We start from the raw sequence: 23,889 nt of genomic DNA, 5'->3' as shown, positions 1-23,889 counted from the left end.
GATGGCTTTCGCGCGCCACAGCCCCTATCTCCCGTCCGTGCCCAAGAAACCCAGCCCCGGCCTGCCGACGCGCGAGCAGATCCTCGATTTCATCACCTCCTCCGCGACGCCCGCGGGCAAGCGCGAGATCGCGCGTGCCTTTGGGCTGACCGCGCAGCAGAAGATCGCGCTCAAGGCGCTGCTCAAGGACATGGGCGACGAGGGGCTGATCGACTCCGCACCCGGCCGCGCGTTCCACAAGATGGGCGGGCTGCCGAAGGTGACGGTGCTGCGGATCGTCGACGTCGATCAGGGCGGGAACGTCTGGGGCGTGCCCGAGCGCTGGGAGGCCGATGTGCCCACCCCGCGGATCCGCGTGCGCGACCGCAAGCATGGCGCTTTGGGAGTCGGCGAGCGGATCCTCGCGCGCACCGAGGAAACCGGCGGCGGCTGGACCGCGCATCCGATGAAGGTGCTCGCGCCCGCTTCCGAACAGGTGATCGGGGTGCTGCGGCGCGAGGGCGACCGGCTTTGGTTGCAGGGCGTCGAGAAGAAGGAGCGGCGCGAATATCCGGTGTCGGACGCCGGCGGCGCCGAGGCGGGCGATCTGGTCAGCGCCGAGATCGCCGGGCGGCCGCCGCGCGTGATGGCGAAGGTGGTGCAGCGGCTCGGCGATCCGTTCGCGCCACGCAGCTTCTCGCTGATCGCGATCCACAAGCACAATATCCCGGATGTCTTCGCGCAGGAGGCGCTCGACGCGGCGGAGACGGCGGCGCGGCAGCCGCTGGGCGAGGGGCGCGAGGACCTGACGCACTTGCCGATCGTGGCGATCGATCCGGCCGATGCGCGCGATCATGACGATGCGGTCTGGGCGACCCCCGACGACGATCTCGCCAACGACGGCGGGTGGAAGGCGATCGTCGCGATAGCCGATGTCAGCTTCTACGTGCGGCCGGGCAGCGCGATCGACCGCGAGGCGCGCGCGCGCGGCAATTCGGTCTATTTCCCCGATCGCGTCGTGCCGATGCTGCCCGAGATCCTGTCGGCGGATGTCTGCTCGCTGAAGGCGGGCGAGGATCGCGCGGCGCTGGCGTGCCATCTGAAAGTGACGAAGGCGGGGGCGCTCAAGAGCTGGCGGTTCACGCGCGCGGTGGTGCGGCTGGCGGCGAACATCGCCTATGAGGAGGCGCAGGCGGCGATCGACGGCGGCAGCGGCTTTGGATGGGACGATGCGCTGACCGAGAGGGCGCTGGTGCCGCTGTGGGACTGCTGGCGGGCGCTGGCCGCGGCGCGCGACAAGCGCGAGCCGCTCGACCTCGACCTGCCCGAGCGGCGGGTGGTGCTCGACGAGAAGGGGCGGATCATGTCGGTGGCGGCGCGCGAGCGGCTCGACGCGCACCGGCTGATCGAGGACTTCATGATCGCCGCCAATGTTGCCGCCGCCAAGGCGCTGGAGGCGAAGAAGGCGCCGGTGATGTACCGCGTCCACGAAGCGCCGGCGCGCGAGAAGCTGGTCGCGCTCAAGGATTATCTCGAGACGTTCGAGGTGCCGTTTGCGCTGGGGCAGGTCGTGAAGCCGGCGACCTTCAATCGCATCCTCGATCGCGTCGGCGACGTGCCGTTCCGCCCGGAGATCATGGAGCAGATCCTCCGCTCGCAGACGCAGGCTTATTACGCGCCCGCGAACCACGGGCATTTCGGGCTGTCGCTGGGAAGCTATGCGCATTTCACCTCGCCGATCCGCCGTTACGCCGACCTGATGGTGCATCGCGCTTTGGTGTCGGCTTACGGGCTGGGGCCGGGCGGGTTGAACGGCGACGAGGATTTCGAGCTGGCGGGCACGACGATCAGCAAGCTGGAGCGCCGCGCGATGGAGGCCGAGCGCGAGACGATCGACCGCTATGTCGCCGCGTTCCTGTCGGAGCGGGTCGGCGAGCTGGTCGAGGTGCGGATCACCGGCGTCACCAATTTCGGCTTCTTCGCGACGGTCGACGGGATCGGCGGTGACGGGCTGATGCCGGTCCGCGATCTGGGCGGCGAATATTTCCGCTTCGACGAGGCGGCACGACGGCTGGTCGGCGAGCAGAGCGGCGAGGAATATGCGCAGGGGCAGCGGCTGGAATTGCGGCTCGCCGAGGCCAATCCGGTGTCGGGGGCGCTGCGCTTCGAGCTGCCCGAGGGGCGCTATGGCGGCGCGCGGACCGAGCGCGCGCCGGCGAAGGGCATCAAGCCGCCGCGCGTGCTCAAGCGGCGCGGGCGGCCCGGCAACCTGCGTCATCAGAATCGCAAGAAGTAAGAAGGAGTTCGCATGTCCGGCACGATCATGGCGGCGCTGATCGCCAAGGCGCGCAACCGCGTCACCTGGCACTTCACCTCGGCGGGCGCGACGGCGAAGGAGACCGCAACGAAGTTCCCGACGCCGACGTCGCGGCTCGACCGGCGCGTGTTCGAGCGGATGTTGGCGTTCGGCGCGATCGAGAAGACGCCGGAAGGGCTGTACTGGCTCAACGAGGCACGGCTGTCGGATTACCGCAAGGAGTCGCTGGCGCGGGTGCTGGGGATCCTGGCGATCGCCGGATTCGCGGCGGCGGGTGCGATGGCGGTCGGCGGGTAGGCGCGTCGACGCTGGGAGCCCTGCGGCGCAAGTAGGTCCGTCAGCGCCAGCATTTCACATCATGGAGGATCGTCACTCCGGGCTTGCCCCGGGGTCTCGCTGTTGCCCGCACGTCGGGTGAAACGCGGGACCCCGATGCGAGACCGGGGTGACGGCTGTTGGACGATCGGCCGGGCGCTCTCTTGCGGCCGAACTCTTCGCCATGCCAGTCATCCACAATCTGTCCACAGCTTGCGAACGTTCGATCCACCGTCTGTCCACAGGTCAGCAAACCGCCTGTCCGCCGTTTGCCAACCGACTGTCCACCGAGTTATCCACAGGCACATAACCCGCTCACCAGTGGCGCGGGGCGCGTGCAGGCGCTAACCGGGCAGCCATGTCGCACCGTCCGAACCGCCTGTACCTTTCCTCCGACGCACTGGTCGCCAACTGGCGCGCGCTGGCGCGGTTGAGCGGGGCGGCGGCGTGCGGGGCGGCGGTGAAGGCCGATGGCTATGGGCTCGGCGCGCGCGCGGTGGTGTCGCGGCTGCTCGACGCCGGGTGCCGCGACCTGTTCGTCGCGACCTGGGCTGAGGCGGCGGCGATCGCCGACCTGATCGACGGCCGTGACGCGACGATCGCGGTGCTGCACGGGTTGCGCGAGGCGGACCTGCCGCTGCCCGACCTGCCCGGCGTCCGCCCGGTGCTGAGCACCGCGGCGCAGATCGCGCGCTGGCGGCTGATCGCGCCGGGGCAGCCGTGCGACGTGATGGTCGACACTGGCATGAACCGGCTGGGCATCGGCGAGGCCGAGGTCGCGGGCGGGCTGCTCGATGGGCTGGCGATCGACACTCTCATGAGCCACCTCGCCTGCGCCGACGAGCCGGCCCATGCGCTCAACGAGACGCAGCGCGCGCGCTTCGCGGCGCTGGCGGGGCGGACCGATGCCAAGCGGATGAGCCTCGCCAATTCCGCGGGGATCGCGCTGGGCGATGGCTATCATTTCGATCTGACGCGCCCCGGTTTGGCGCTGTATGGTGGGGTGCCGGTCGCGGCGCTGGCGGGATCGATCTGCCCGGTCGCGACGATCGCGGCGGAGGTGCTGCAATGCCGGACGGTGCGCGCGGGCGAGACGGTCGGCTATAATGCGACATGGCAGGCGGAGCGCGATCTACCGGTGGCGATCGTCAATCTCGGTTACGCCGACGGCTATCGCCGCGCGCTGTCGAGCCGTGGCTGCGCGTTCGCGGGCGATGCGCCGCTGCCGGTGATCGGGCGCGTGTCGATGGACCTGCTCGCGCTCGACGCCAGTGCTGCGGCGGTGTGCGAGGGCGACTGGGTACGGTTCGACGACGATCTGGTCCATGTCGCGGCCGCCAGCGGGGTCAGCCAATATGAGCTGCTGACCGGGCTGGGGCATCGGTTCGAGCGGGTGTGGTCGTAAGGAATTGCGCACGCGCGGTGCACGCCACATCCGTTCGTGCTGAGCCTGTCGTAGCACGCATCCCGTCGCGCACGTCCTTCGACAAGCTCAGGACGAACGGCAGGTTGTATGCCGACGTGCGGGAAAATGTCCGGCATCACCCCGCCATGCGCAGCCAGTCGGTGAGCGGATCATAGAGCAGCGCGCGCGCGCGGCCACCGACCATCATCCCGACATGCCCGGCGGCAAGGTCGCGGCGCGCGGCAAGACCGATCGCGGTGGCCGCGGGCGTGATGCGGTCGGTGAGTGACACGAACTCGATCGCGGGGCACGGCAAGGCGTGCGGGTCGACCATGTGGCCGCCGACCTGCCAATTGCCGCGCCCCGGCCGGTCTTTGGCGAGCAAGGTCTCGAACAGATCGGCCCCGGCGGCATAGGTGAGCGGGGCGCCGCCGTTCGCCCAATCCTCCAACTGCACGAAGTCAGCGGCGCGCTGCGGCGCCATCGTCGCGAAGGCGGCGTATTTGGCAATCGTGCGCGCCGGGTCGAGCTGCCAGAAAGCGGTCTGGAGCACTTCCATCGGCAGCACGCCCAGCGACTTTGCGCCCGGCGCAACCTGCGTCCATAGCGCGGCGAGCGCAGCGCGTGCCTCGTCGCCATAGCCGGCGAAGTGCCAGGGAGCGGCGATCGTTGCGACGCCGGCGACGCGGCCGGGGGCGGCGGCCGCGGCGGCGGCAAGCGCGAGTGTCCCGCCGAGGCAATAGCCGACGAGCAGCACCGGGCGGTCGAACCGCCTTAGCATCGGGAGCAGACGGTGCGTGACATGGCCGGCGAGGTCGAGCGTGGCATCCTGCGTGCGCGGCGTCCCCCAGTCGACCAGCCACGGGTGGAAGCCAGCCGCGGCGAGATGCGCGACGAGCGAGCGGCCGGGGGCGAGGTCGAGCACCCAGGGCGGGTTGATGAGCGATGGCACCAGTATCACCGGCACGCCGTCGCTGCCGCGCGCACCATCGCGCAGCCGTGCGGCACCGCTGCGATAGCGCACCGGTCGCATCCGCCGCCGTTTGCGCGGCGCGTCCTGAAAACGACGCAACCCGGCCAATGCTGCAACCGCCTGTTGCGGTGATGTTGCAGTTTCGCGGCGCAGCATGTCGAGGAAAAGCGGAAGCGGTCGCGGACCGTAACCAGCGTGTTGCAGCGCCACATTTTGTGCAATACCACGAACGGGTTCGGTCACGGGGATCTCGCGCGATGAAGAAGCAGCATGGTACCGACGGCGTGGTCGTCATCAAGAAGTACGCCAATCGCCGGCTCTACAATACCGAAAGCTCCTCCTACATCACGCTGGAACATCTCGCGGCGATGACGCGCGAAGGCCGTGAGTTCAAGGTCGTGGATGCCAAGACCGACGAGGACATCACCCACAACGTCCTCACCCAGATCATCATGGAGGCCGAAAGCCGCGGGCAGACGATGCTGCCGGTCAATTTTCTGCGCCAGTTGATCGCGCTGTACGGCGATTCGATGCAGGCGATGGTGCCGGATTATCTCGACGCCTCGATGGACAGCTTCCGGCGGAATCAGGCGCAGTTCAAGACCGCGGTCGAGGGGGCGTTCGCGGGTTCGCCCTTCGCCGAAATCGCCAAGCGCAATCTGGAGATGTTCGAGGCGGCGGCGCAGGCGTTCAAGCCGCCGGTGGCGCCGGCCCCCGCCGCGGCGGGAACCGGCAAGGACGGGGAGATCGCCGCGCTCAAGGCCGAGCTGGCGCAATTGCGCGACAAGGTCGACAAGCTGGGGGAATGAGCGGCGGGGTCCCCACTCACACCGTTCGTGCTTCGAAAGGCTCGGCACGAATGGTGTGGGCGGGGCTTTGCAGCAGGGCCGGGGCGACGCCGGCTTACTTCGGTTTCACGAACTTGAGCGTCATGCGATCGCTCTCGCCGATCGCGGCATATTTGGCGCGGTCGACGTCCTTCAGCGCATAGCTGGGCGGCAGCGTCCAGACGCCGCCCGGCCAGTCGGCGGTGTCCCTGGGATTGGCGTTGACCTCCGACCTGCCCGCCAGCCTGAACCCGGCGGCGGTCGCGAAGCCGATCACGCTGCTCGGCTTCATATAACCGCTCTTTTCCTCGGCGGCGGAGTCGCGCGCTTCGGGGAGGCGGTGCTCGACGACGCCGAGCGTGCCGCCGGGCTTGAGCATCCGGTACATCGCCGCAAACATCTGGCGCGCCTGATCCTCGCCGCCGAACCGCCAGTTGTGGACGTTGCGGAAGGTGAGCACGACATCGGCGCTGCCGTCGGGCACGGTCGGCTGACCGGCTTGCGCAGGGAGCGCGGCGAGCTGTACCTTGCCATAGGTCGCGGCGTCCTTGCCCTGCAGCGCGCGGACCGCGTTCAGCCCCTTCTCCCATGGCCCCGCGACATAATAGCGCCCGCGCGCGGCGGTGAGCGGGGCGAGGATCTCTGTGTACCAGCCGGCGCCCGGCCAGACCTCGACCACGGTGTCGGTTGGCTTTACCCCGAAAAATGCGAGTGTTTCGGCGGGGTGGCGATAGCGGTCGCGCGCGATATTGGCGGCGGTGCGCGTCGGCGCGGCGACCGCAGCGGCGATCGGCGCGCGCGCGCGCGGGGCGGCGGTGGCCATGGCGGGTAGCGCGAGCAGCAGGACGGGAGCGAGACGATGCATGGACGTAAACCTCTCCGCGATTGGATGCGCCGGAGGCTGACGCGGCGATGAGCGATGCGCAAGACCTGCTGTATGTCATTGCGGTCGCGGCGCTCTGTGTCGCGGTGCTTGCGGGGTGGCGCGAGCATCGGCGGCGGCGGCGCGCGGACCCCGATGCGGTGGGCTGGATCGACTGGACGTTGGTGCAGGTGATCGCGCTGATCGTGGCGGCGATTGCGGGGTGGGTTGCGCTAAAGGCCTGAACCGGCAGCGGGAACCACAGCTGGCGCACCGGGTTTGTGTTCGGATCGAAGGCTCTTGTCGCAGCGCTTGACGCGCAATTCTGCCCTTAGTGTCGGCAGGATGACGGTGCTGTGGCCTTCACCCGTCAGTGCAGGTGCAAGCATGAAGCCAGATATATGTACGATTGCGCCGAACGTCAGCGCCGATGACGGGGTCGTCACCGTGCTGTCGCGGTGCGGCGCAAGTTACAATCTGACCGCCGAGGCCGCGATGCGGCTGAGCGAGGAACTGGTCCGCAGCGCCGCGCGCGCGCGGGGGCAACAACGGATGAGCGAACCTAGAGCCGACGACCGGCTGCGCTAGTCAGGATTTCGTGAGCGGCAGGGGCGAGGGGCGCGGAGTGACCGTGGCGACGATGACGGTCGCGGCAGTGCGGCCGACATCGTCCTCTACCGTCACCCGCCAATGGCCTTCTTCCGCATATTGCGGGTGATCGGCGAGGTAGCGGCCCAGCCGCTGCACCGCCTGATTGCGGGCCGCCGACAGGTCGGTGCAGTCGATCGTGGTCCGTTCGGATTCGCGTCCGGCGAAGATGATGGTGAACTGCGGCATCACAACCCTTTTGTGTTTCCAGTATGACAACGATTGGAGCGGCAGGTCGATGCCGATGGCCGACGCTTTTGCGTCAGTAGAACTGCCGCAGCGTCAGCGATCGACGCGTGCCGTCGCAACCGTCGAGCGTGACGACGCGCCCGACCGCCCCCGCAGGCCATGCGGCCAGCGGACTGCGGGCATATGTCGGGCCGACGCGCGTTCCGTCGACCGCGCAGATCGTCTCGCCCTCCCGCCAGCCGCTCGCCGCCGCCGGGCTGCCACGCATCACATGCAGGACGCGCAGCCGCTCCCCGGACAGGGCGAGCAACAGCCCGCTGGTCGAGCGCAGCGTCGGCGCGTCGGTCTGCGGGGTGGCGCCGAGCAGCATGTGCCCCGCGGCGGGGTCGAGCAGCACGCGGTAGCGCTGGAGGAAACCCGAGCCGATCCGCCCGGCGGCCCCAATCGTGTCGGAGAAGCCGCCCGCCGGCTCGACGCGCACCTCCACATCGCGCGCGATCGCGTCGCCGATCCGTAATGCGGGGACGATCGCCATGTCGCTGACCACCGCGCCGGCGAGCCCGAACGAGACGGTGGTCGTCACCGGTCCGGCGGCGGCGCGCGCAGTCGCCCACGCGGCCGGGCCCAATGTGATCGCCGATCCGTCGCCGGTATCGACCACCATCGGCGCCAGCGTCGCGCCCCCCGCACCGATCGCGCTGACATAGACCATCCGCTCGGGCGCGATCGACAGCGGGGCGGCGGCGCCCGCGAACGGGCGGCTGCCGCTGCGCAGCAGGCGGAAGCGGCGCGCCTGATAGTCGATGTCGAGCGCATAGGGCGCGGTGAGGTCACGCCCGACGAGCAGGTCCACCGCCAAGGCGCTGCCGGTCGCGGCGGCGGGCAGGTCGGCGACCGCGAGGCTGCCGCCGCGCCGCGTCACCGCGCCGATCGCGATCGCGCGCGTCTCGACCCGGCCGATCGCGACGCTGCCACCGATCACGATCGCGCGGCCCTCGGCGCGGACCGGCAGCCGATACGCCTCGGCGAAGCGGCGCGCGAGCACCGAGTAGCTGACGCCGGTGTCGAGGATCGCGGTCACGGGGCGCCCGTCGACCGCCATGGTGAAGCGGATCTGGTTGCCGGGCGTCAGGTCGAACGGGATCCAGCGACCCTCGGCATCGGCGGCGAGCGTCGAGCGTCCGGCCCACGCCGCGCGGGGTTCGGGCAGCGGCGCGGCGGCGAGGGCGAGCGGCAGAAGTGACAGGATCGGCACGCGGATGGTGTAGCGGATCGTGTGGGCGTGTCACGGGTGGCTTAGCCGTGTGAGTCATCCCCGCGTCGGCGGGGATCCAGACGCGCAGATCTGTCGATAGAGGGGCGAGGTCAAAGGTTCTGGATTCCCGCCTTCGCGGGGCGACGGCCGCGTGCCCCGTTACAGGCACGCCTCCAGATACGCCTGATCGAAGCCGAACTGCTTGGCCTTGTCGATCGTGTACGGGCGCAGCCCCATCGAGCGATATTCGCCGATGATCTTCCCGTCGGCGCTCTCGTCGAGATATTCGAACTTGAACAATTCCTGCGTGACGATCACCGGGCCTTCCATCCCGATCACCTCGGTAACGTTGGTGACGCGGCGGCTGCCGTCGCGCAGGCGCTTGACCTGGATGATCATGTCGACGCTGTCGGCGATCTGGCGGCTGATCGCCTCCTTGGGCACCTTGATGTCCGACATCATCACCATGTTCTCCATGCGCGCCAGCGCCTCGCGCGGGGAGTTGGAGTGGAGCGTGCACATCGAGCCGTCGTGGCCGGTGTTCATTGCCGCGAGCATGTCGAAACACTCGCTGCCACGGATTTCGCCGAGGATGATGCGATCCGGACGCATACGCAGCGCGTTCTTGACGAGGTCGCGGATGCTGATCTCGCCCTGACCCTCGAGATTGGCGGGGCGGGTTTCGAGCGGCAGCCAGTGCGGCTGCTGCAGGCGCAATTCGGCGGCGTCCTCGATCGTCAGCACGCGCTCGCCCGGGTCGATCATCTTCGACAGCGCGTTGAGCATCGTCGTCTTGCCCGAGCCGGTGCCGCCCGAGATGACGATGTTGAAGCGCGACGCGCCCGCGACCTTCAGCGCGGTCGCCATCTTCGGGCTCATGCTGCCGAAGCCGGCCATCATGTCGAGCGTGATCGGCTTGGCGGAGAATTTGCGGATCGAGATGGCGGTGCCGCGCAGCGACAGCGGCGGCACGATCACGTTGACGCGGCTGCCGTCCTTCAGGCGTGCGTCGGCGAGCGGGGTGGTCTGGTCGACGCGCCGGCCGACCGAGTTGCAGATGCGCTGCGCAATCTGGAACAGATGCTCCTCGTCGCGGAACTGGATCTGCGCCATCTCCAGCTTGCCCTTGCGCTCGACAAAGGTCTGATCGGGGCCGTTGACCATGATGTCGCTGATCTCGGCGTCGGCAAGCAATTCCTCGAGCGGGCCGAGCCCGAGCAATTCGTCGACCAGCACCTTTTCGAGCGCGAATTGCTCGCGACGGTTGAGCGTCAGCTTCAGCTCGGCGAGCACCTCGCCGATGATCGGGCGAAATTCCTCGGCCAGCTCGTCCTTTCCGAGGGTCGCCGCCGCCTCCGGGTCGACGCGTTCCAGCAGGCGCGGAAGCACCTGCTCCTTGATCTTGTGGATCGACGCCTCGAAGCCTTCCATGCGGCTTGCGCCGGGCTCGCCGGTGGCGTTCTGTCGATCCGACAGCCGTTGCATCGCATCGACCTGCCCCGGCGGGGTCAGCGGATCGAGCACGGCCAGCGCGTCGAGCGGCGGTGCGGTTTCGACGGCCTGGTCGTCGCGCGCGCCAGTGCCGGGCTGGACGTGCATCGGACGCGCCACGCCGAACCCGCCGCGTACCCCCACGCCATTGCCACCATTACCCATGCCGCCGTTGCGGCGTCCGAACGCGTTCATCGACCCTGATCGTCCTCGAAGTGGCTCGGCAACGATCGCTACCGCGCAAGCCTTTCGATTTGGCTAACCAATCGCTGTCGCGCTCTGGTGGAGCAAGGTGCGGAAGGCAGTGCGACGTACCGGGCGGGGCAGCGAGACGTCGCTCGGCACCGCCGCCGCGCATGACACCAGCGCGGCCGCGCCCGCCCGCCACGCCGGATCGCCGCGCCGCAGCGTGGCGGCGGGGAAGGTGGCGTGCAGCCCGGCACCGTCTTCATCGAACGCGAACCGGCACCATCCCCGCGCGGTCGCGGCGAGCAATAACGCACCCGGCGGGGCGATGAGGCATGTCCAGTGGATCACCTCGTCCGCGCCCCCCGCCGCCGCTGCCTGCGGCGTCATCCCCAATCGCGCCGCATCGGCATAGAAGCGACTCGGTGCCGCATAGCCCGCCGCATAGATGGCGGCGGTCACGCTTTCCGTCGTGCGTAGCGCGGCGAGCACGCGATCGGCGCGACATGTCCGGGCGAAAGCGGCAGGCGTGACGCCGGTCAGACGATGAAAAAGCCGGTGGAAATGGTGTGGCGCGTAATCAACCGACGCCGCAAGCGCCGCCAGCGAGGGCGCGACATCACTGGTGAGCAGCGCCGCCGCGGCGATCACCGCCTCCCGATCGCGCGCAACCGAATCGGGCAGGCAGCGGCGGCACGCGCGATAGCCCGCCGCGCGTGCCGCCGCGGCATCGGGAAGGAAGGCGACATTTTCGCGCCGGGGGCGGCGCGCGGCGCAGCTCGGCTTGCAGTAGATATGCGTGCTGCGCACCGCGACCACGAAATGCCCGTCGAACGCGCGGTCACGGCGGGTAAAGGCATCCCAGGCGGTGTCGGAGTCGATCGTTGCGCGCATGCCAGCGGGTCTACGCCAGCCGTGCGCGGGGCGCATCCCGCAGCTTGCGCCCAAACCGTGGCCGGGACATCACCGCGGTTTCACTCCGGTTGCATCGCGGTTCCCCCTTTGCTACGCGCGCCGTACCCAAGCGAGGCGCTCCTTACGTGCGCCATCCGTTCGCATGGGTGGGCACCCTTGGGTCATGACGAGGAAAGTGAATCGCGTGGAGAGTTCCAGCGGTAATCAGGGCAGCAGCGTTCAGGCCGGCCTGGGCGGTCGGTATGCCAGTGCGCTGTTCGATCTGGCGGTGGAGGCCCGTGCGGTCGATCGCGTCGAACAAAGTCTGACGGCGGTGCGCGACGCACTGGCGGCGTCGCGCGAGTTCGCGGAGCTGGCCGCTTCGCCGGTCATCGCGCGCGGGCAGGCGGTCAAGGCGGTGGTCGCCACCGCCGACGAACTGGGGCTCGATCCCACGACGCGCAGCTTCCTCGGCGTGCTGGCGGAAAACCGCCGCCTGTCGTCGTTGCCCAAGATCATTCGCGCCTTCCGCGCGATGGCCGCGCAGCATCGCGGCGAAACCACCGCCGAGGTCACCAGCGCGCACCCGCTGACCCCCGAGCAGGTCGACGAGCTGAAGCAGCAGCTTCGCCGCCGCGTCGGTCGCGACGTGACGGTCGACCTGGCGGTCGATCCGCAGATCCTGGGCGGGCTGGTCGTCCGCATCGGTTCCCAGATGATCGATTCGTCGATCCGCACCCGTTTGAATGCGCTTGCCAGCGCGATGAAAGGCTGAGTTGATGGACATTCGCGCCGCAGAAATCTCCCGCGTCATCAAGGACCAGATCGCCAATTTCGGCACCGAGGCGCAGGTTTCGGAAACCGGGCAGGTGCTCAGCGTCGGTGACGGCATCGCGCGCATCTACGGGCTCGACAACGTCCAGGCGGGCGAGATGGTCGAGTTCGCCAATGGCGTGCAGGGCATGGCGCTCAACCTTGAGGCTGATAACGTCGGCGTCGTGATCTTCGGCTCGGACTCGGAGATTCGCGAGGGCGACACCGTCAAGCGCACGGGCACGATCGTGGACGTGCCGGTCGGCAAGGGGCTGCTCGGCCGCGTGGTCGACGGGCTCGGCAATCCGATCGACGGCAAGGGCCCGATCGCGTCGGACCAGCGCAGCCGCGTCGAGGTCAAGGCGCCGGGCATCATCCCGCGCAAGTCGGTGCACGAGCCGGTGCAGACCGGGCTGAAGGCGATCGACGCGCTTGTGCCGGTCGGCCGTGGCCAGCGCGAGCTGATCATCGGCGACCGCCAGACCGGCAAGTCGGCGATCGCGATCGACACCTTCATCAACCAGAAGCAGGCGAACGCCGGCACCGACGAATCGAAGAAGCTGTACTGCGTCTATGTCGCGGTCGGCCAGAAGCGTTCGACGGTCGCGCAGCTGGTCCGCACGCTCGAAGAGAATGGCGCGATGGAATATTCCATCGTCGTCGCCGCGACCGCGTCGGACCCCGCGCCGCTGCAGTTCCTCGCGCCCTATACCGGCACCGCGATGGGCGAGTATTTCCGTGACAACGGGATGCACGCGGTCATCGTGTTCGACGATCTGTCGAAGCAGGCGGTCGCCTATCGCCAGATGTCGCTGCTGCTGCGCCGTCCGCCGGGCCGCGAAGCCTATCCCGGCGACGTCTTCTATCTCCACTCGCGCCTGCTGGAGCGTGCAGCGAAGATGAACGAGGCGAACGGCTCGGGCTCGCTGACCGCGCTGCCGATCATCGAGACGCAGGCCGGCGACGTGTCGGCGTACATCCCGACCAACGTGATCTCGATCACCGATGGCCAGATCTTCCTTGAGACCGACCTGTTCTTCGCGGGCATCCGCCCGGCGATCAACGTCGGCCTGTCGGTCAGCCGCGTCGGCGGCGCCGCGCAGACCAAGGCGATGAAGAAGGTGTCGGGCTCGATCAAGCTCGAGCTGGCGCAGTATCGCGAGATGGCGGCGTTCGCGCAGTTCGGCTCGGACTTGGACGCCTCGACGCAGAAGCTGCTGAACCGCGGCGCGCGGCTGACCGAGCTGCTCAAGCAGCCGCAGTTCAGCCCGATGCCGTTCGAGGAGCAGACCGTCTCGATCTACGCGGGCACCAACGGCTTCATCGACACCGTGCCGGTCACCGACGTCAACCGCTACGAAGCGGCGATGCTCAGCTACATGCGCGCCGATCACGCCGACGTGCTGACCGCGATCCGCGACAGCCGCGAGCTGGGCAAGGACACCGAGGCCAAGCTCAAGGACGCGCTCGGGCAGTTCGCGAAGACGTTCGCTTAAAGGCATTTAGCCCTCTCCCCGCTGGGGAGAGGGTTGGGTGAGGGGCAGGTGTCTCACCGAGACGGACCTCTCTGCGAGGCTCCAGCCCCTCACCCCGACCCTCTCCCCAGACGGGGAGAGGGAGAAGAAGGACCCAAATGGCAAGTTTGAAGGCCCTCAAGATCCGCATCGGCTCGGTGAAGTCGACGCAGAAGATCACCAAGGCGATGAAGATGGTCGCCGCCGCCAAGCTGCGCCGTGCGCAGGAGGCGGCGGTCGCGGGGCGTCCCTATGCCGAGCGGCTGGAAGGCGTCGTCGCCAGCCTCGCCCGCACCGTCGGCGTCGGTGCGTCGCCGCTGCTGGCGGGCACCGGCAAGGATCAGGTGCATCTGCTGGTCGTCGCAACCTCCGAGCGTGGCCTGGCGGGGGCGTTCAACACCAACATCGTCCGTGCCGCGCGCCGCAAGGCCGAGGAGCTGGAAGCCGCGGGCAAGACCGTGCGCTTCTACATCGCCGGCAAGAAGGGGCGCGTGATGAAGCGCTTCTATCCGACCGGGATCGTCGCTGACCATGATCTGTCGACGATGAAGACCGCCAGCTTCGACGCCGCCAAGGACATCGCCGACGATCTGATCGCGCGCTTCAAGGCGGGCGAGTTCGACGTCGCGCACCTGTTCTACGCGCGCTTCCAGTCGGCGCTGGTGCAGGAGCCGATCGGCGCGCAGATCATTCCGGTCGCGATTCCCGAGGTGAAGGGCGCGAAGGCGTCCGACGCGACGGTGGAATATGAGCCGAGCGAGGAAGCGATCCTCGACGATCTGCTGCCGCGCAACGTCGCGATCCAGATCTTCCGCGCGCTGCTGGAGAATGCCGCCTCGGAGCAGGGCAGTCGCATGACCGCGATGGACAATGCGACCCGAAACGCCGGCGACATGATCAAGCGGCTGAGCATCCAGTACAACCGCGCGCGTCAGGCGGCGATCACGACCGAGCTGGTCGAGATCATCTCGGGCGCCGAGGCACTGTAAGTCACGTCATCGTCTCTCTCCAAGAGAGGCGCACTATGTTAAAGCAGACAGAAACCCCCCGGCTACGCAGGGGCGACGAAGAGGTAAGACAATGGCCACCGTCCTAGAGGATCGCCCGACTCACCTTACGGGCCAGACCAACAACACCGGCCGCATCAGCCAGGTGATCGGCGCGGTGGTCGACGTGCATTTCCCGTCGCAGCTGCCGGCGATCCTGTCGGCGCTGGAGACCGAGAACAACGGCCAGCGGCTGGTGCTCGAGGTCGCGCAGCATCTCGGCGAGAACACCGTGCGCACGATCGCGATGGACTCGACCGAGGGGCTGACCCGCGGGCAGACCGTCACCGACACCGGCGCGCAGATCCTGATGCCGGTCGGTCCGGCGACGCTGGGCCGTATCATGAACGTCATCGGTGAACCGATCGACGAGCGTGGCCCGATCGCGACCGACCTGCGCGCGCCGATCCACGCCAAGGCGCCGGACTTCGTCGACCAGTCGACCGAGAATGCGATCCTTGTCACCGGCATCAAGGTCATCGACCTGCTGGCGCCCTATGCGAAGGGCGGCAAGATCGGCCTGTTCGGCGGCGCGGGCGTCGGCAAGACCGTGCTGATCCAGGAGCTGATCAACAACATCGCGAAGGGCCATGGCGGCACTTCGGTGTTCGCGGGCGTCGGCGAGCGGACCCGCGAGGGCAACGATCTGTACCACGAATTCCTCGACGCGGGCGTCATCGCCAAGGATGCCGAGGGCAATGCGGTCAGCGAGGGTTCGAAGGTCGCGCTGGTGTACGGCCAGATGAACGAGCCGCCGGGCGCGCGTGCGCGCGTGGCGCTGTCGGGTCTGGCGATCGCGGAATATTTCCGCGACCAGGAAGGGCAGGACGTGCTGTTCTTCGTCGACAACATCTTCCGCTTTACGCAGGCGGGCGCAGAGGTGTCGGCGCTGCTGGGGCGTATTCCGTCGGCGGTGGGCTATCAGCCGACGCTGTCGACCGACATGGGCGCGCTGCAGGAGCGGATCACCTCGACCAACAAGGGCTCGATCACCTCGGTGCAGGCCGTCTACGTCCCCGCGGACGATCTGACCGACCCGGCGCCGGCGACGTCGTTCGCGCACCTTGACGCGACGACCGTGCTCAACCGCGCGATTTCGGAGCTGGGCATCTATCCGGCGGTCGATCCGCTCGATTCGACCAGCCGCGTGCTGGAGCCGCGCACCGTCGGGCAGGATCACTACGAAACCGCGCGTGCGGTGCAGGCGACCTTGCAGAAGTACAAGTCGCTGCAGGACATCATCGCGATCCTCGGGATGGACGAGCTGTCCGAAGAGGACAAGCTGACCGTCAGCCGCGCGCGGAAGATCCAGCGCTTCCTGTCGCAGCCGTTCCACGTCGCCGAAGTGTTCACCAATATCCCGGGCAAGTTCGTCCAGCTGGAGGACACGATCCGCAGCTTCAAGGCGGTGGTGAACGGCGAGTACGATCACCTGCCCGAGGCGGCCTTCTACATGGTCGGCGGCATCGACGAGGCGATCGCCAAGGCCGAGAAGATGGCCAAGGAGGCGTAAGGCTTCTTAGCGCTTAGCCCTCTCTCCAAGAGGTGAGGGTAGGGTGAGGGGCGGCCGCGCGCACTGTCGCGTGTTGCATCGTCACCGTCCCTCGCTACCCGTCACCCCGGCCCTCTCCCCGGAGGGGAGAGGGAGTTTAAGGTCAAGAACATGCTGCATTTCGAACTCGTCACGCCGGCTCGCCTGCTCATTTCCGAGGACGTTCACATGGTGACCGTGCCCGGCACCGACGGAGACTTCGCGGTGCTGGAGGGCCATGCGCCCTTCATGTCGACGATCCGTGACGGCGCGGTGCTGGTGCAGAAGACGCCCGGTGGCCAGCCGGAGTCGATCGCGATCCGCGGTGGCTTCGCCGAGGTCAATGCGCGCGGGCTGACGGTGCTCGCAGAACACGCGGGGTAAGCGTTTCGACGCTTCCTTGGTGATTGCCTCGGAATTTATCCCGGAGCCCTGCCACTTCGTCATTGCGAGCGTAGCGAAGCAGGGCGTCCTGATCCTGTCCTGGATTGCTTCGCTACGCTCGCAATGACGGTTTGGCCGGTCGAATTGCATGAGGCGGGCGTTCGGAGGAAGAAGCGGGGTCCCGGGTCAGGCCCGGGACGACGGTGGTGGGACGAAACGTCTCGAGCCTAAGAAGTATCCAGCCCTACTTCTGCGCGTCGTCACCATCCTCCGGTTTCGCGTCCAGCGATACCGCGATCGTGTCGATCACTGCGGTGTTGCTGCTTTCCACCGCGGTAAGCACCGCCCCTGCCATCGTCGCCAGCGCGCCGCCATGCGGATCGTAGGCGACGAGGCGCAGCGCGGGGATCGCGGCACTGTAATCCTTCTTGCGGATGTGCATCGCGGCGACCTGCATCGCCAGCCCGGTGTCGAACGGCGCGAGCGAGAAGGCGTAGTCGAGGCCCTTCTCCGCATTCGGGCTCATCGGTCCACCCGAACTGCGCAGCGCCTGATAATGAGCGACGAGCGGCCACGGATCTTCGGCATCGAGGTGATTGGCGGTGATGAACCACTGCCGCACCGCCTTCCAGCGCGCCGGGTCGGTGACATGCTCCTTTTCGGCCAGCCCGGCCTGCGCCATGCCGCGATAGATCAACGCCTTGCGTGACTTGGGATCGACGGCGAGCGCGCGGGACGCGGCGGCGTCGGCCGCCGCATAGGCACCGGCATCATATTCTGCCTCGGCGAGTGCGACCTGCACCGCGGGATCGTTCGGCCAGTCGGCGGCGATCTTGCGCGCGGCGACCGCGACGGTGGGGGCGGTCTTTCCATTAACGCCGCGCGTCGAGCGAAGCACGACCGGCATGATCGCCTCCTCGCCCGGCGTCAGCGCGCGGGTCGTCACGGGATCGATCGGCAGCGCCTCGATCTTCAGCCCCAGCATCGGCAGCGCCTTGCGCGCATAGCCGTTGAGCGCGCTGTCGAGCTTGCGTGGGTCGCCGAGCAGGGCCGCCTTGCTCTTGGGATCACCGCCGCTCTCAAAGGCCTTCAGATAGGCGGCAAGTTGCGCGCGGCGTTCGGGATTGAGCAGCATGTAATGGGTGAGTAGCCAGGAGCGGCCATAAAAGACCTGTATCCGGTTCGGATCGGCGCGCTTCTCGCCGGGCGACATCGTCAGCAGGTCGCGCATCGGCAGCATCTGGTCGTCGATCAACCCGTAGGCGCGGTAGAGCGGCGGCGCGCCGATCAGCAGCCGGTCCGGCTGGAACACCATCGTCGCGTTGAATTCGGCAAATCCCTCGACGAACCACGCCGGAAAGGGCCGATCGCCCCACGACGAGAACATGAAATGATGCGCATATTCGTGGAGCAGCACCGCCTGCGGCGTCATCGCGAGCGTGCCCGTGTCGTTGGTCCTGCGCGGCACGAACGCCACCGGGCCGGACAGCCGCGGCATATACACCCCGGCCATGTTTCGCTCGCCCAGCAGCTTCTGCAAGGCGGTGATATCCTTGAGGACGAAGACGTTCACTCGTTGTGTCGGGCTGAACGCCGGATCGGCCATACCGCGCATCACGCGCATCGCCTTGTCGAACCGTTCGAGCCGCGTCGCGAACTCGGTGACCTTGTCGGGTTCGTCGTCCGAATAGACGACGAAGTGGCGTGACGATGCCTGCTGCCATGTCGCGGCCGCCGGCGTGGCAATCCCAAGGGCCAGCGCCGCCGCTGCCCATATTCCCCGCATCATCCGCCCCCGCCCATTTACCCCGTTCGCAGCGTACGAGCGGCGCGCGAAGCGTCAACCGGCGCGCATCAAGCGTCGTTGAATTGCAGGCTGGCCAGCCGCGCGTAGAGCCCGCCGGCGCCGATCAGTGCGGCATGGCTGCCCTCCTCGACGATGTGGCCGCCGTCCATGACGACGATCCGCGAGGCGGCACGGACGGTGGCGAGGCGATGCGCGATCACGATCGTGGTACGCGAGGCCATCAGCCGTTCGAGCGCGTCCTGCACCAGCCGCTCGCTTTCGGCATCGAGGGCGCTGGTCGCCTCGTCGAGCAGCAGGATCGGCGCATCGCGGAGCAGCGCGCGCGCGATCGCGACGCGTTGCCGCTGTCCACCCGACAGCCGGGCGCCGCCTTCGCCGAGGAAGGTGTCGAGACCTTCGGGGAGCGCGCGGAGGAAATCGGCGGCGTTGGCCGCCTCCGCGGCTGCCCACACCTGCGCGTCGTCGGCGTCCCAGCGACCGTAGCGCAGGTTGTCGCGCGCGCTGGTGCCGAAGATTACCGTTTCCTGCGGCACCATCGCGATCCGCGCGCGGACCTCGGCGGGGTCGGCATGGACGAGATCGACGCCGTCGACGAGCACCGCGCCGCGCGCGGGCTGGTAGAAATGCTGGAGCAGCTGGAACAAGGTCGACTTGCCGGCACCCGACGGGCCGACCACCGCCAGCGTTTCGCCGGGGGCGACCTCCAGCGTGAAGTCGTGGAGCGCCGCTACATCGGGGCGACTGGGGTAGCGGAACTCGACGTCGCGGAAGGCGACGCGGCCCTGCGGCGGCTGCGGCAGCGCCACCGGGTGCACGGGTGGCGCGATCTCGGGTCGCTCGGCGAGCAATTCGCTCAGCCGCCCCGCCGCGCCCGCGCCGCGGAGCAGATCGCCATAGACTTCGGTCAGCGCGCCGAACGCGCCGGCGACGATCCCGCCGGTCAGCACGAAGGCGGCGATCGCGCCGCCCGACAGTCGCCCGGCCGCGACGTCTTCAGCGCCTTCCCACAGCACCAAGGTGATCGCGCCGAAGATCAGCCCGATGACGATCGCGGTCATGATCGCGCGCAGCGCCACCCGCTTGCGCGCCGCCGCCATCGTCGCCTCGACCGCGTCGGTGAAGCGCGCACTTTCGCGTGCCTCCTGCCCGAACGCCTGAACGATCTTCATCGCGCCCAATGTCTCGACGACGATCGAGCCGACGTCGGCGATCCGGTCCTGCGAGGTGCGCGACAGATTGCGGACGCGGCGCCCGAGCAGGGCGATCGGCGCGATGATGAGCGGAATGCCCGCCAGCAGCATCGCCGCGAGCTTGGGCGAGATCGCGAACAGGTAGATCAGCCCGCCGATCGCGGTGAACGAATTGCGCAGCGCGATCGACACCGTGCTGCCGACCACCGTCTCGATCTGCCCGGTGTCGGCGGTGAGCCGCGAGGCGATCTCCGACGGGCGGTTGGTTTCATAGAAGGACGGGCTGAGCGTCATCAGATGCCGCTGCACCTCGGTACGGATGTCGGCGACGACGCGCTCACCAAGCCAGGCGACGAAGTAGAAGCGCACCGCGGTGCCGAGCGCGAGCACGACGACGATCATCAGCATGTAATGAAACGACGATGCCACGGACTCGGCGGACGCACCGTTCCCGGCGAAGCCGCGGTCGATCACGCGCTTGAAGCTGTACGGGATCGCGATCGTGGCGCCGGAGGTGACCGCCAGCGCGCTAAACGCCGCGGTAATCTGGAGCGGGTATTTGCGGGCGTGTCGAAAGACCATCGCCAGGTTGCCGAGGCGGCGGGAAGGAGCGACGTCGGAAGCGCTGGCCATGCGCGCGGCCTAGCAGCGCGGGCCGGCGCGCTCAACGTATCGCTGGAGGTGGGCCCGGAATTCGACTGCAATCGTTGCAGTCGCGTTGCGACCGACCAAGTTGCTATAGGCGCCGCACCGGCGGGGCCGGGGAAGGAAGACGCGAATGTTGTACGACGCCTATGAATTCCAGCGCTCGTGGCTGGCCTCGGCCAGTGCGATGGCGACGGTGGGCGCCAACTGGCTGAACAACCCGTCGAATCCGTTCGCCTATCTGGGCGGCGGTCCGGTGATGGCGTCGGCGCTGGAGGTGTTCGCGCACGCCTCGGCGTCGCGCGGCAAGCCGGCGTTCGGATTCGAGAAGACGATCGTCGACGGTCGCGAGGTAGCGGTGGTCGAGGAAATCGTGCTGCAACGCCCGTTCGGGCAGTTGAAGCGCTTTCGTCGCGAGGGTGTCGAGGGCGGACCGCGGCTGCTGATCGCCGCGCCGATGTCGGGGCATTTCGCGACGCTGCTGCGCGGGACTGTCGAGCGGATGTTGCCGGTCGCCGACGTTTATATCACCGACTGGCGCGACGCGAAGCTGGTGCCGACCCGCGACGGGCGCTTCGATCTCGACGATTATATCGACTATCTGATCGCGTTCCTTGAAGCGATCGGCCCGGATCAGGACGGCGCGGCGGATGGGGCGCATGGCGCGCACATGCTGGCGGTGTGTCAGCCCTCGGTGCCGTGCCTCGCCGCAACCGCGCTGATGAGCGCCGACCGCAACCCGTGTCGTCCGCGCACATTGACGATGATGGGCGGGCCGATCGACACGCGCGAGGCGCCGACGGCGGTCAACACGCTGGCGACCGAACGCCCGTTCGCGTGGTTCGAGCAGAATGTGATTGCGACGGTGCCGCTGCTGTATCCGGGCGCGGGGCGGAAGGTCTATCCGGGCTTCCTGCAGCTGTCCGGGTTCATGACGATGAACCTCGGCAACCACATGATGAGCCATTACGAGCTGTTCAAACATCTTGTCACCGGCGACGACGACAGCGCCGAGGCAACCAAGCGCTTCTATGACGAATATCGCTCGGTCTGCGACATGACCGCGGAATTCTATCTTCAGACGATCGATACGGTTTTCCAGTCGCACAGCCTGCCGAAGGGCGAGATGCTGCATCGCGGGCGGCGCGTCGATACCGGCGCGATCACCGACGTCGGGTTGCTGGCGATCGAGGGTGAGCGCGACGATATCAGCGGGCTGGGGCAGACCAAGGCGGCGCTGACGATCGCCACCGCGCTGCCCGAGGAGAAGAAGCGTTACTACATGGCCGAGGGTGTCGGCCATTATGGGATCTTCAACGGCTCGAAATGGCGCAACCGGATCGCGCCGGTGGTCGAGGAATGGATGGCGGCGAACGGCTGATACGAAACGGGCCGGTCGCTTGTGGCGACCGGCCCGTTTCTTACTTCTCCACCCCTGCGACGGCAGGGATCTATGGCTGTTTGGTTCGTCGAGTTGGTCTGACACACGAGCTTTGTGTCATGTGTCAGACATTCCGCGACATCAGACAGACATGGGCCCCTGCCTGCGCAGGGGCGATGGGTCAGGCAGGGCTGTTTTCTGCGGTGGTCTCAACCTTGGCGTGGCTGCCGGCTTCATCGGCCTTGATCGTGCCGCCGAACAGCATCTTTACACGGCCCGACAGCGACAGATCGGTCTCCCACAGTTCCGCGGACTCGATGTCGACGCGCAGCAGCGCGAGATTCGGGTCGTTGCGGCCCTCCGGGAACCACGCCTCGACCTGGTTATTCCAGAGCTTGTCGATCTGTGCCTGATCGTTGTCGATTCGCGCATTGCCGTCGAGGCAGGCGAAGAAGTCGTGCCCCTTCGAGACGTACTGCGCCATGACCCGCCCGCCGCCGGCGAGGCGGTTGGTCTTGCCGATGAAGAAGAAGAGCGTGTCGACCTGATCCTCGTCGAGCTGCGCGGTGAGCGGTTCGTGGTGGGCGTGGCCGTCCGCCGGGCCGACCATGACGAAGGGGCTGTCGGCCATCTTCTTCCAGAGATCCTGCTTCAGCTTTTTCGGATCGGTGTTGGCGTCGGCCATTGTCGCATCTCCTGTTCGGGTTCGACGGGAGAACGTGAGGCGGGGGCGTTGGTTGCGCGGTCGTTTCGTCGGCGTCATGATCTCGCTTGGCGGCAATCCCGCCGTCAATCAGGAGCACGGAAATGACGTATGCCGGCTTGTGCCTGTTTCTCGGCACGATGTTCGCCTTCACCACCTTGGTGTTGAAGGTGCTCGAAATGGCCCGGAAGCAGTAACACAGGGGCGGGGCCCGGTCTGGCAGCCGGGCCCCAAACCAATTGAGCCCCGACCGCTGGCACGATCGGAGCTCATCAGGAGTCGGAATGACGTTACCGACGCCATTCACATAGCACAGGACGTGCTATATTCAACGTCACAGCACCTCGAACAGCCCGGCCGCGCCCATGCCGCCGCCGACGCACATCGTGACGACGACATGCTTGGCACCGCGGCGTTTTCCCTCGATCAGCGCATGGCCGACCATCCGCGCACCCGACATGCCATAGGGGTGGCCGATCGAAATCGCGCCGCCATTGACGTTGAGCAATTCGTCGGGGATGCCGAGCTTGTCGCGGCAATAGAGTACCTGCACCGCAAACGCCTCGTTCAGCTCCCACAGGCCGATATCGTCCATTTTCAGGCCGTTGCGTTCGAGCAGCTTGGGCACGGCGAAGACCGGGCCGATCCCCATCTCGTCAGGTGCGGTGCCTGCCACCGCCATGCCCATATACCGACCTAGCGGCGTCAGCCCACGTTGCTCGGCGAGTTTCTCCTCCATCAGCACGCTGGCCGAGGCGCCGTCCGACAGCTGCGAGGCGTTGCCGGCGGTAATGTTGAGGTCCGGCCCCAGCACTGGCTTCAGCCCGCGCAGTCCCTCCAGCGTGGTGTCGGCACGATTGCCCTCGTCCTTCGACAGCGTCACCTGTTCGTGGGAGACCTCCTTCGTCTCCTTGTTCACGTTCGCCTTGGTGGCGGTGACGGAGACGATCTCGGCGTCGAAGCGCCCGGCGGCCTGCGCCTCGGCGGTGCGCATCTGCGAGCGATAGCCATACTCGTCCTGCGCCTCGCGCGATATGCCGTAGCGCTTGGCCACGATTTCGGCGGTCTGGAGCATCGGCATGTAGATGTCCTTGTGCATCGCCAGCAGCTCGGGATCGGGCGCGACGCGCATCTCGGGCGTCTGCACCATGCTGATGCTCTCGACCCCGCCGCCGATCGCGATCTGCATTCCGTCGAGGACGATCTGCTTGGCGGCGGTGGCGATCGCCATCAGCCCGGAGGCGCATTGCCGGTCGAGCGACATGCCCGACACGCTGGTCGGCAGCCCGGCGCGCAACAGGCTGGTGCGCGCAATGTTCGGCGACTGATGTCCTTGTTGCAGCGCGGCGCCTAGCACGACGTCGTCGACCTCGGCGCCGTCGATGCCGGCGCGCTCGACGGCGGCCTTGATCGCGTGGCTGGCGAGCGTCGGGGAGGGCAGGTTGTTGAACGCGCCGCGATAGGCGCGGCCGATCGGGGTGCGGGCGGTGGAGACGATGACGGCGGAGCGCATGAGACGGGGCCTTTCGGTGCA

The 23,889-nt window shown here is 67.8% G+C and carries 22 protein-coding genes; 12 read left to right on the top strand and 10 right to left on the bottom strand.

Translation table 11 applies throughout. The features are described from left to right. The first annotated feature begins 1 nt into the window (after position 1). From ACI2JO_RS06145 to alr, 3 genes are all read left to right on the top strand, one after another. Positions 2-2,275, top strand: coding sequence for a ribonuclease R family protein (locus ACI2JO_RS06145; protein WP_404719820.1), 2,274 nt, complete (start codon positions 2-4; stop codon positions 2,273-2,275). Between the two features lie 12 nt (positions 2,276-2,287). Then, on the top strand, positions 2,288-2,593 hold the full coding sequence (locus ACI2JO_RS06140; RefSeq protein ID WP_404719819.1) for a hypothetical protein: 306 nt from the start codon (positions 2,288-2,290) through the stop codon (positions 2,591-2,593). A gap of 376 nt (positions 2,594-2,969) precedes the next feature. Further along, positions 2,970-4,016, top strand: coding sequence for an alanine racemase (gene alr / locus ACI2JO_RS06135; RefSeq protein ID WP_404719818.1), 1,047 nt, complete (start codon positions 2,970-2,972; stop codon positions 4,014-4,016). Between the two features lie 136 nt (positions 4,017-4,152). Here alr and ACI2JO_RS06130 read toward each other — a convergent pair whose 3' ends face one another. Then, positions 4,153-5,145, bottom strand: a complete 993-nt coding sequence (locus tag ACI2JO_RS06130) for an alpha/beta fold hydrolase (RefSeq protein ID WP_404720335.1) — start codon at positions 5,143-5,145, stop codon at positions 4,153-4,155. 101 nt (positions 5,146-5,246) lie between these two features. On the opposite strand from ACI2JO_RS06130, the gene phaR reads away from it, so the two are divergent. After that, a complete protein-coding gene (phaR, locus tag ACI2JO_RS06125) occupies positions 5,247-5,798 on the top strand; it encodes a polyhydroxyalkanoate synthesis repressor PhaR (protein WP_404719817.1) in 552 nt (183 codons plus the stop codon). Positions 5,799-5,892: 94 nt separating this feature from the next. Here phaR and ACI2JO_RS06120 read toward each other — a convergent pair whose 3' ends face one another. Then, positions 5,893-6,681: a class I SAM-dependent methyltransferase gene (locus tag ACI2JO_RS06120; protein ID WP_404719816.1), complete on the bottom strand. Its 789-nt coding sequence runs from the start codon at positions 6,679-6,681 to the stop codon at positions 5,893-5,895. A gap of 47 nt (positions 6,682-6,728) precedes the next feature. On the opposite strand from ACI2JO_RS06120, the gene ACI2JO_RS06115 reads away from it, so the two are divergent. Continuing rightward, positions 6,729-6,923 (top strand): hypothetical protein, encoded by a 195-nt coding sequence (locus ACI2JO_RS06115; RefSeq protein WP_404719815.1) that lies wholly within the window; start codon positions 6,729-6,731, stop codon positions 6,921-6,923. 142 nt (positions 6,924-7,065) lie between these two features. After that, positions 7,066-7,266 (top strand): hypothetical protein, encoded by a 201-nt coding sequence (locus ACI2JO_RS06110; RefSeq protein ID WP_404719814.1) that lies wholly within the window; start codon positions 7,066-7,068, stop codon positions 7,264-7,266. Here the strand turns inward: ACI2JO_RS06110 and ACI2JO_RS06105 are convergent, their stop codons facing one another. The 4 genes from ACI2JO_RS06105 to ACI2JO_RS06090 form a co-directional block, all read right to left on the bottom strand. Continuing rightward, entirely contained in the window at positions 7,267-7,515 is a 249-nt protein-coding gene (locus tag ACI2JO_RS06105; protein WP_404719813.1) for a DUF6894 family protein, read from the bottom strand. A 73-nt stretch (positions 7,516-7,588) separates the two neighbouring features. Further along, entirely contained in the window at positions 7,589-8,770 is a 1,182-nt protein-coding gene (locus ACI2JO_RS06100) for an aspartyl protease family protein (RefSeq protein ID WP_404719812.1), read from the bottom strand. A 159-nt stretch (positions 8,771-8,929) separates the two neighbouring features. Continuing rightward, positions 8,930-10,456, bottom strand: coding sequence for a CpaF family protein (locus ACI2JO_RS06095; RefSeq protein ID WP_404719811.1), 1,527 nt, complete (start codon positions 10,454-10,456; stop codon positions 8,930-8,932). Positions 10,457-10,519: 63 nt separating this feature from the next. Beyond that, the gene (locus ACI2JO_RS06090) at positions 10,520-11,341 is read right to left on the bottom strand and encodes an Ada metal-binding domain-containing protein (RefSeq protein ID WP_404719810.1); all 822 of its coding nucleotides are present in this window, start codon (positions 11,339-11,341) and stop codon (positions 10,520-10,522) included. A 205-nt stretch (positions 11,342-11,546) separates the two neighbouring features. Here ACI2JO_RS06090 and ACI2JO_RS06085 point away from each other — a divergent pair, with 205 nt between their 5' ends. The 5 genes from ACI2JO_RS06085 to ACI2JO_RS06065 all read left to right on the top strand — a co-directional run bounded on the left by ACI2JO_RS06085 (position 11,547) and on the right by ACI2JO_RS06065 (position 16,629). Continuing rightward, a complete protein-coding gene (locus tag ACI2JO_RS06085; protein ID WP_404719809.1) occupies positions 11,547-12,116 on the top strand; it encodes a F0F1 ATP synthase subunit delta in 570 nt (189 codons plus the stop codon). 4 nt (positions 12,117-12,120) lie between these two features. Further along, the gene (gene atpA, locus ACI2JO_RS06080; protein WP_404719808.1) at positions 12,121-13,650 is read left to right on the top strand and encodes a F0F1 ATP synthase subunit alpha; all 1,530 of its coding nucleotides are present in this window, start codon (positions 12,121-12,123) and stop codon (positions 13,648-13,650) included. 137 nt (positions 13,651-13,787) lie between these two features. Further along, positions 13,788-14,657 carry a F0F1 ATP synthase subunit gamma gene (locus ACI2JO_RS06075; RefSeq protein ID WP_404719807.1) on the top strand — a complete coding sequence of 290 codons (870 nt, stop codon included), beginning with the start codon at positions 13,788-13,790 and terminating at the stop codon, positions 14,655-14,657. A gap of 91 nt (positions 14,658-14,748) precedes the next feature. Next, the gene (gene atpD, locus ACI2JO_RS06070; protein ID WP_404719806.1) at positions 14,749-16,227 is read left to right on the top strand and encodes a F0F1 ATP synthase subunit beta; all 1,479 of its coding nucleotides are present in this window, start codon (positions 14,749-14,751) and stop codon (positions 16,225-16,227) included. 150 nt (positions 16,228-16,377) lie between these two features. Next, on the top strand, positions 16,378-16,629 hold the full coding sequence (locus tag ACI2JO_RS06065; protein WP_404719805.1) for an ATP synthase F1 subunit epsilon: 252 nt from the start codon (positions 16,378-16,380) through the stop codon (positions 16,627-16,629). A 244-nt stretch (positions 16,630-16,873) separates the two neighbouring features. Here the strand turns inward: ACI2JO_RS06065 and ACI2JO_RS06060 are convergent, their stop codons facing one another. Both ACI2JO_RS06060 and ACI2JO_RS06055 read right to left on the bottom strand, forming a co-directional pair. Further along, positions 16,874-18,415 carry a hypothetical protein gene (locus tag ACI2JO_RS06060; protein WP_404719804.1) on the bottom strand — a complete coding sequence of 514 codons (1,542 nt, stop codon included), beginning with the start codon at positions 18,413-18,415 and terminating at the stop codon, positions 16,874-16,876. A gap of 68 nt (positions 18,416-18,483) precedes the next feature. Beyond that, positions 18,484-20,259: an ABC transporter transmembrane domain-containing protein gene (locus tag ACI2JO_RS06055; protein ID WP_404719803.1), complete on the bottom strand. Its 1,776-nt coding sequence runs from the start codon at positions 20,257-20,259 to the stop codon at positions 18,484-18,486. Between the two features lie 145 nt (positions 20,260-20,404). Between ACI2JO_RS06055 and ACI2JO_RS06050 the strand changes: the two genes are divergently transcribed. Next, positions 20,405-21,652 (top strand): polyhydroxyalkanoate depolymerase, encoded by a 1,248-nt coding sequence (locus ACI2JO_RS06050; RefSeq protein WP_404719802.1) that lies wholly within the window; start codon positions 20,405-20,407, stop codon positions 21,650-21,652. A 181-nt stretch (positions 21,653-21,833) separates the two neighbouring features. Here ACI2JO_RS06050 and ACI2JO_RS06045 read toward each other — a convergent pair whose 3' ends face one another. Together ACI2JO_RS06045 and ACI2JO_RS06040 are read right to left on the bottom strand one after the other, a co-directional pair. Continuing rightward, positions 21,834-22,337, bottom strand: coding sequence for a pyridoxamine 5'-phosphate oxidase family protein (locus tag ACI2JO_RS06045; RefSeq protein WP_404719801.1), 504 nt, complete (start codon positions 22,335-22,337; stop codon positions 21,834-21,836). A gap of 352 nt (positions 22,338-22,689) precedes the next feature. Further along, positions 22,690-23,868, bottom strand: coding sequence for an acetyl-CoA C-acyltransferase (locus tag ACI2JO_RS06040; RefSeq protein WP_404719800.1), 1,179 nt, complete (start codon positions 23,866-23,868; stop codon positions 22,690-22,692). Positions 23,869-23,889 lie beyond the last annotated feature (21 nt).

Origin of the sequence: Sphingomonas sp. NPDC079357 (genome assembly GCF_044901155.1) — a bacterium.
GTDB lineage: Bacteria > Pseudomonadota > Alphaproteobacteria > Sphingomonadales > Sphingomonadaceae > Sphingomonas.
The sequence above is the reverse complement of the archived record's forward strand: the minus strand, read 5'-3'. Positions and strand labels throughout refer to the sequence as shown.

What these genes read in the sequence shown, in the direction of transcription:
- ACI2JO_RS06145 (WP_404719820.1), top strand. Translation starts at nt 2, where the DNA reads ATGGCTTTCGCGCGCCACAGCCCCTATCTCCCGTCCGTGCCCAAGAAA.
- ACI2JO_RS06140 (WP_404719819.1), top strand. Translation starts at nt 2,288, where the DNA reads ATGTCCGGCACGATCATGGCGGCGCTGATCGCCAAGGCGCGCAACCGC.
- alr (WP_404719818.1), top strand. Translation starts at nt 2,970, where the DNA reads ATGTCGCACCGTCCGAACCGCCTGTACCTTTCCTCCGACGCACTGGTC.
- ACI2JO_RS06130 (WP_404720335.1), bottom strand. Translation starts at nt 5,145, where the DNA reads ATGCTGCGCCGCGAAACTGCAACATCACCGCAACAGGCGGTTGCAGCA.
- phaR (WP_404719817.1), top strand. Translation starts at nt 5,247, where the DNA reads ATGAAGAAGCAGCATGGTACCGACGGCGTGGTCGTCATCAAGAAGTAC.
- ACI2JO_RS06120 (WP_404719816.1), bottom strand. Translation starts at nt 6,681, where the DNA reads ATGCATCGTCTCGCTCCCGTCCTGCTGCTCGCGCTACCCGCCATGGCC.
- ACI2JO_RS06115 (WP_404719815.1), top strand. Translation starts at nt 6,729, where the DNA reads ATGAGCGATGCGCAAGACCTGCTGTATGTCATTGCGGTCGCGGCGCTC.
- ACI2JO_RS06110 (WP_404719814.1), top strand. Translation starts at nt 7,066, where the DNA reads ATGAAGCCAGATATATGTACGATTGCGCCGAACGTCAGCGCCGATGAC.
- ACI2JO_RS06105 (WP_404719813.1), bottom strand. Translation starts at nt 7,515, where the DNA reads ATGCCGCAGTTCACCATCATCTTCGCCGGACGCGAATCCGAACGGACC.
- ACI2JO_RS06095 (WP_404719811.1), bottom strand. Translation starts at nt 10,456, where the DNA reads ATGAACGCGTTCGGACGCCGCAACGGCGGCATGGGTAATGGTGGCAAT.
- ACI2JO_RS06090 (WP_404719810.1), bottom strand. Translation starts at nt 11,341, where the DNA reads ATGCGCGCAACGATCGACTCCGACACCGCCTGGGATGCCTTTACCCGC.
- atpA (WP_404719808.1), top strand. Translation starts at nt 12,121, where the DNA reads ATGGACATTCGCGCCGCAGAAATCTCCCGCGTCATCAAGGACCAGATC.
- ACI2JO_RS06075 (WP_404719807.1), top strand. Translation starts at nt 13,788, where the DNA reads ATGGCAAGTTTGAAGGCCCTCAAGATCCGCATCGGCTCGGTGAAGTCG.
- atpD (WP_404719806.1), top strand. Translation starts at nt 14,749, where the DNA reads ATGGCCACCGTCCTAGAGGATCGCCCGACTCACCTTACGGGCCAGACC.
- ACI2JO_RS06065 (WP_404719805.1), top strand. Translation starts at nt 16,378, where the DNA reads ATGCTGCATTTCGAACTCGTCACGCCGGCTCGCCTGCTCATTTCCGAG.
- ACI2JO_RS06060 (WP_404719804.1), bottom strand. Translation starts at nt 18,415, where the DNA reads ATGCGGGGAATATGGGCAGCGGCGGCGCTGGCCCTTGGGATTGCCACG.
- ACI2JO_RS06055 (WP_404719803.1), bottom strand. Translation starts at nt 20,259, where the DNA reads ATGGCCAGCGCTTCCGACGTCGCTCCTTCCCGCCGCCTCGGCAACCTG.
- ACI2JO_RS06050 (WP_404719802.1), top strand. Translation starts at nt 20,405, where the DNA reads ATGTTGTACGACGCCTATGAATTCCAGCGCTCGTGGCTGGCCTCGGCC.
- ACI2JO_RS06045 (WP_404719801.1), bottom strand. Translation starts at nt 22,337, where the DNA reads ATGGCCGACGCCAACACCGATCCGAAAAAGCTGAAGCAGGATCTCTGG.
- ACI2JO_RS06040 (WP_404719800.1), bottom strand. Translation starts at nt 23,868, where the DNA reads ATGCGCTCCGCCGTCATCGTCTCCACCGCCCGCACCCCGATCGGCCGC.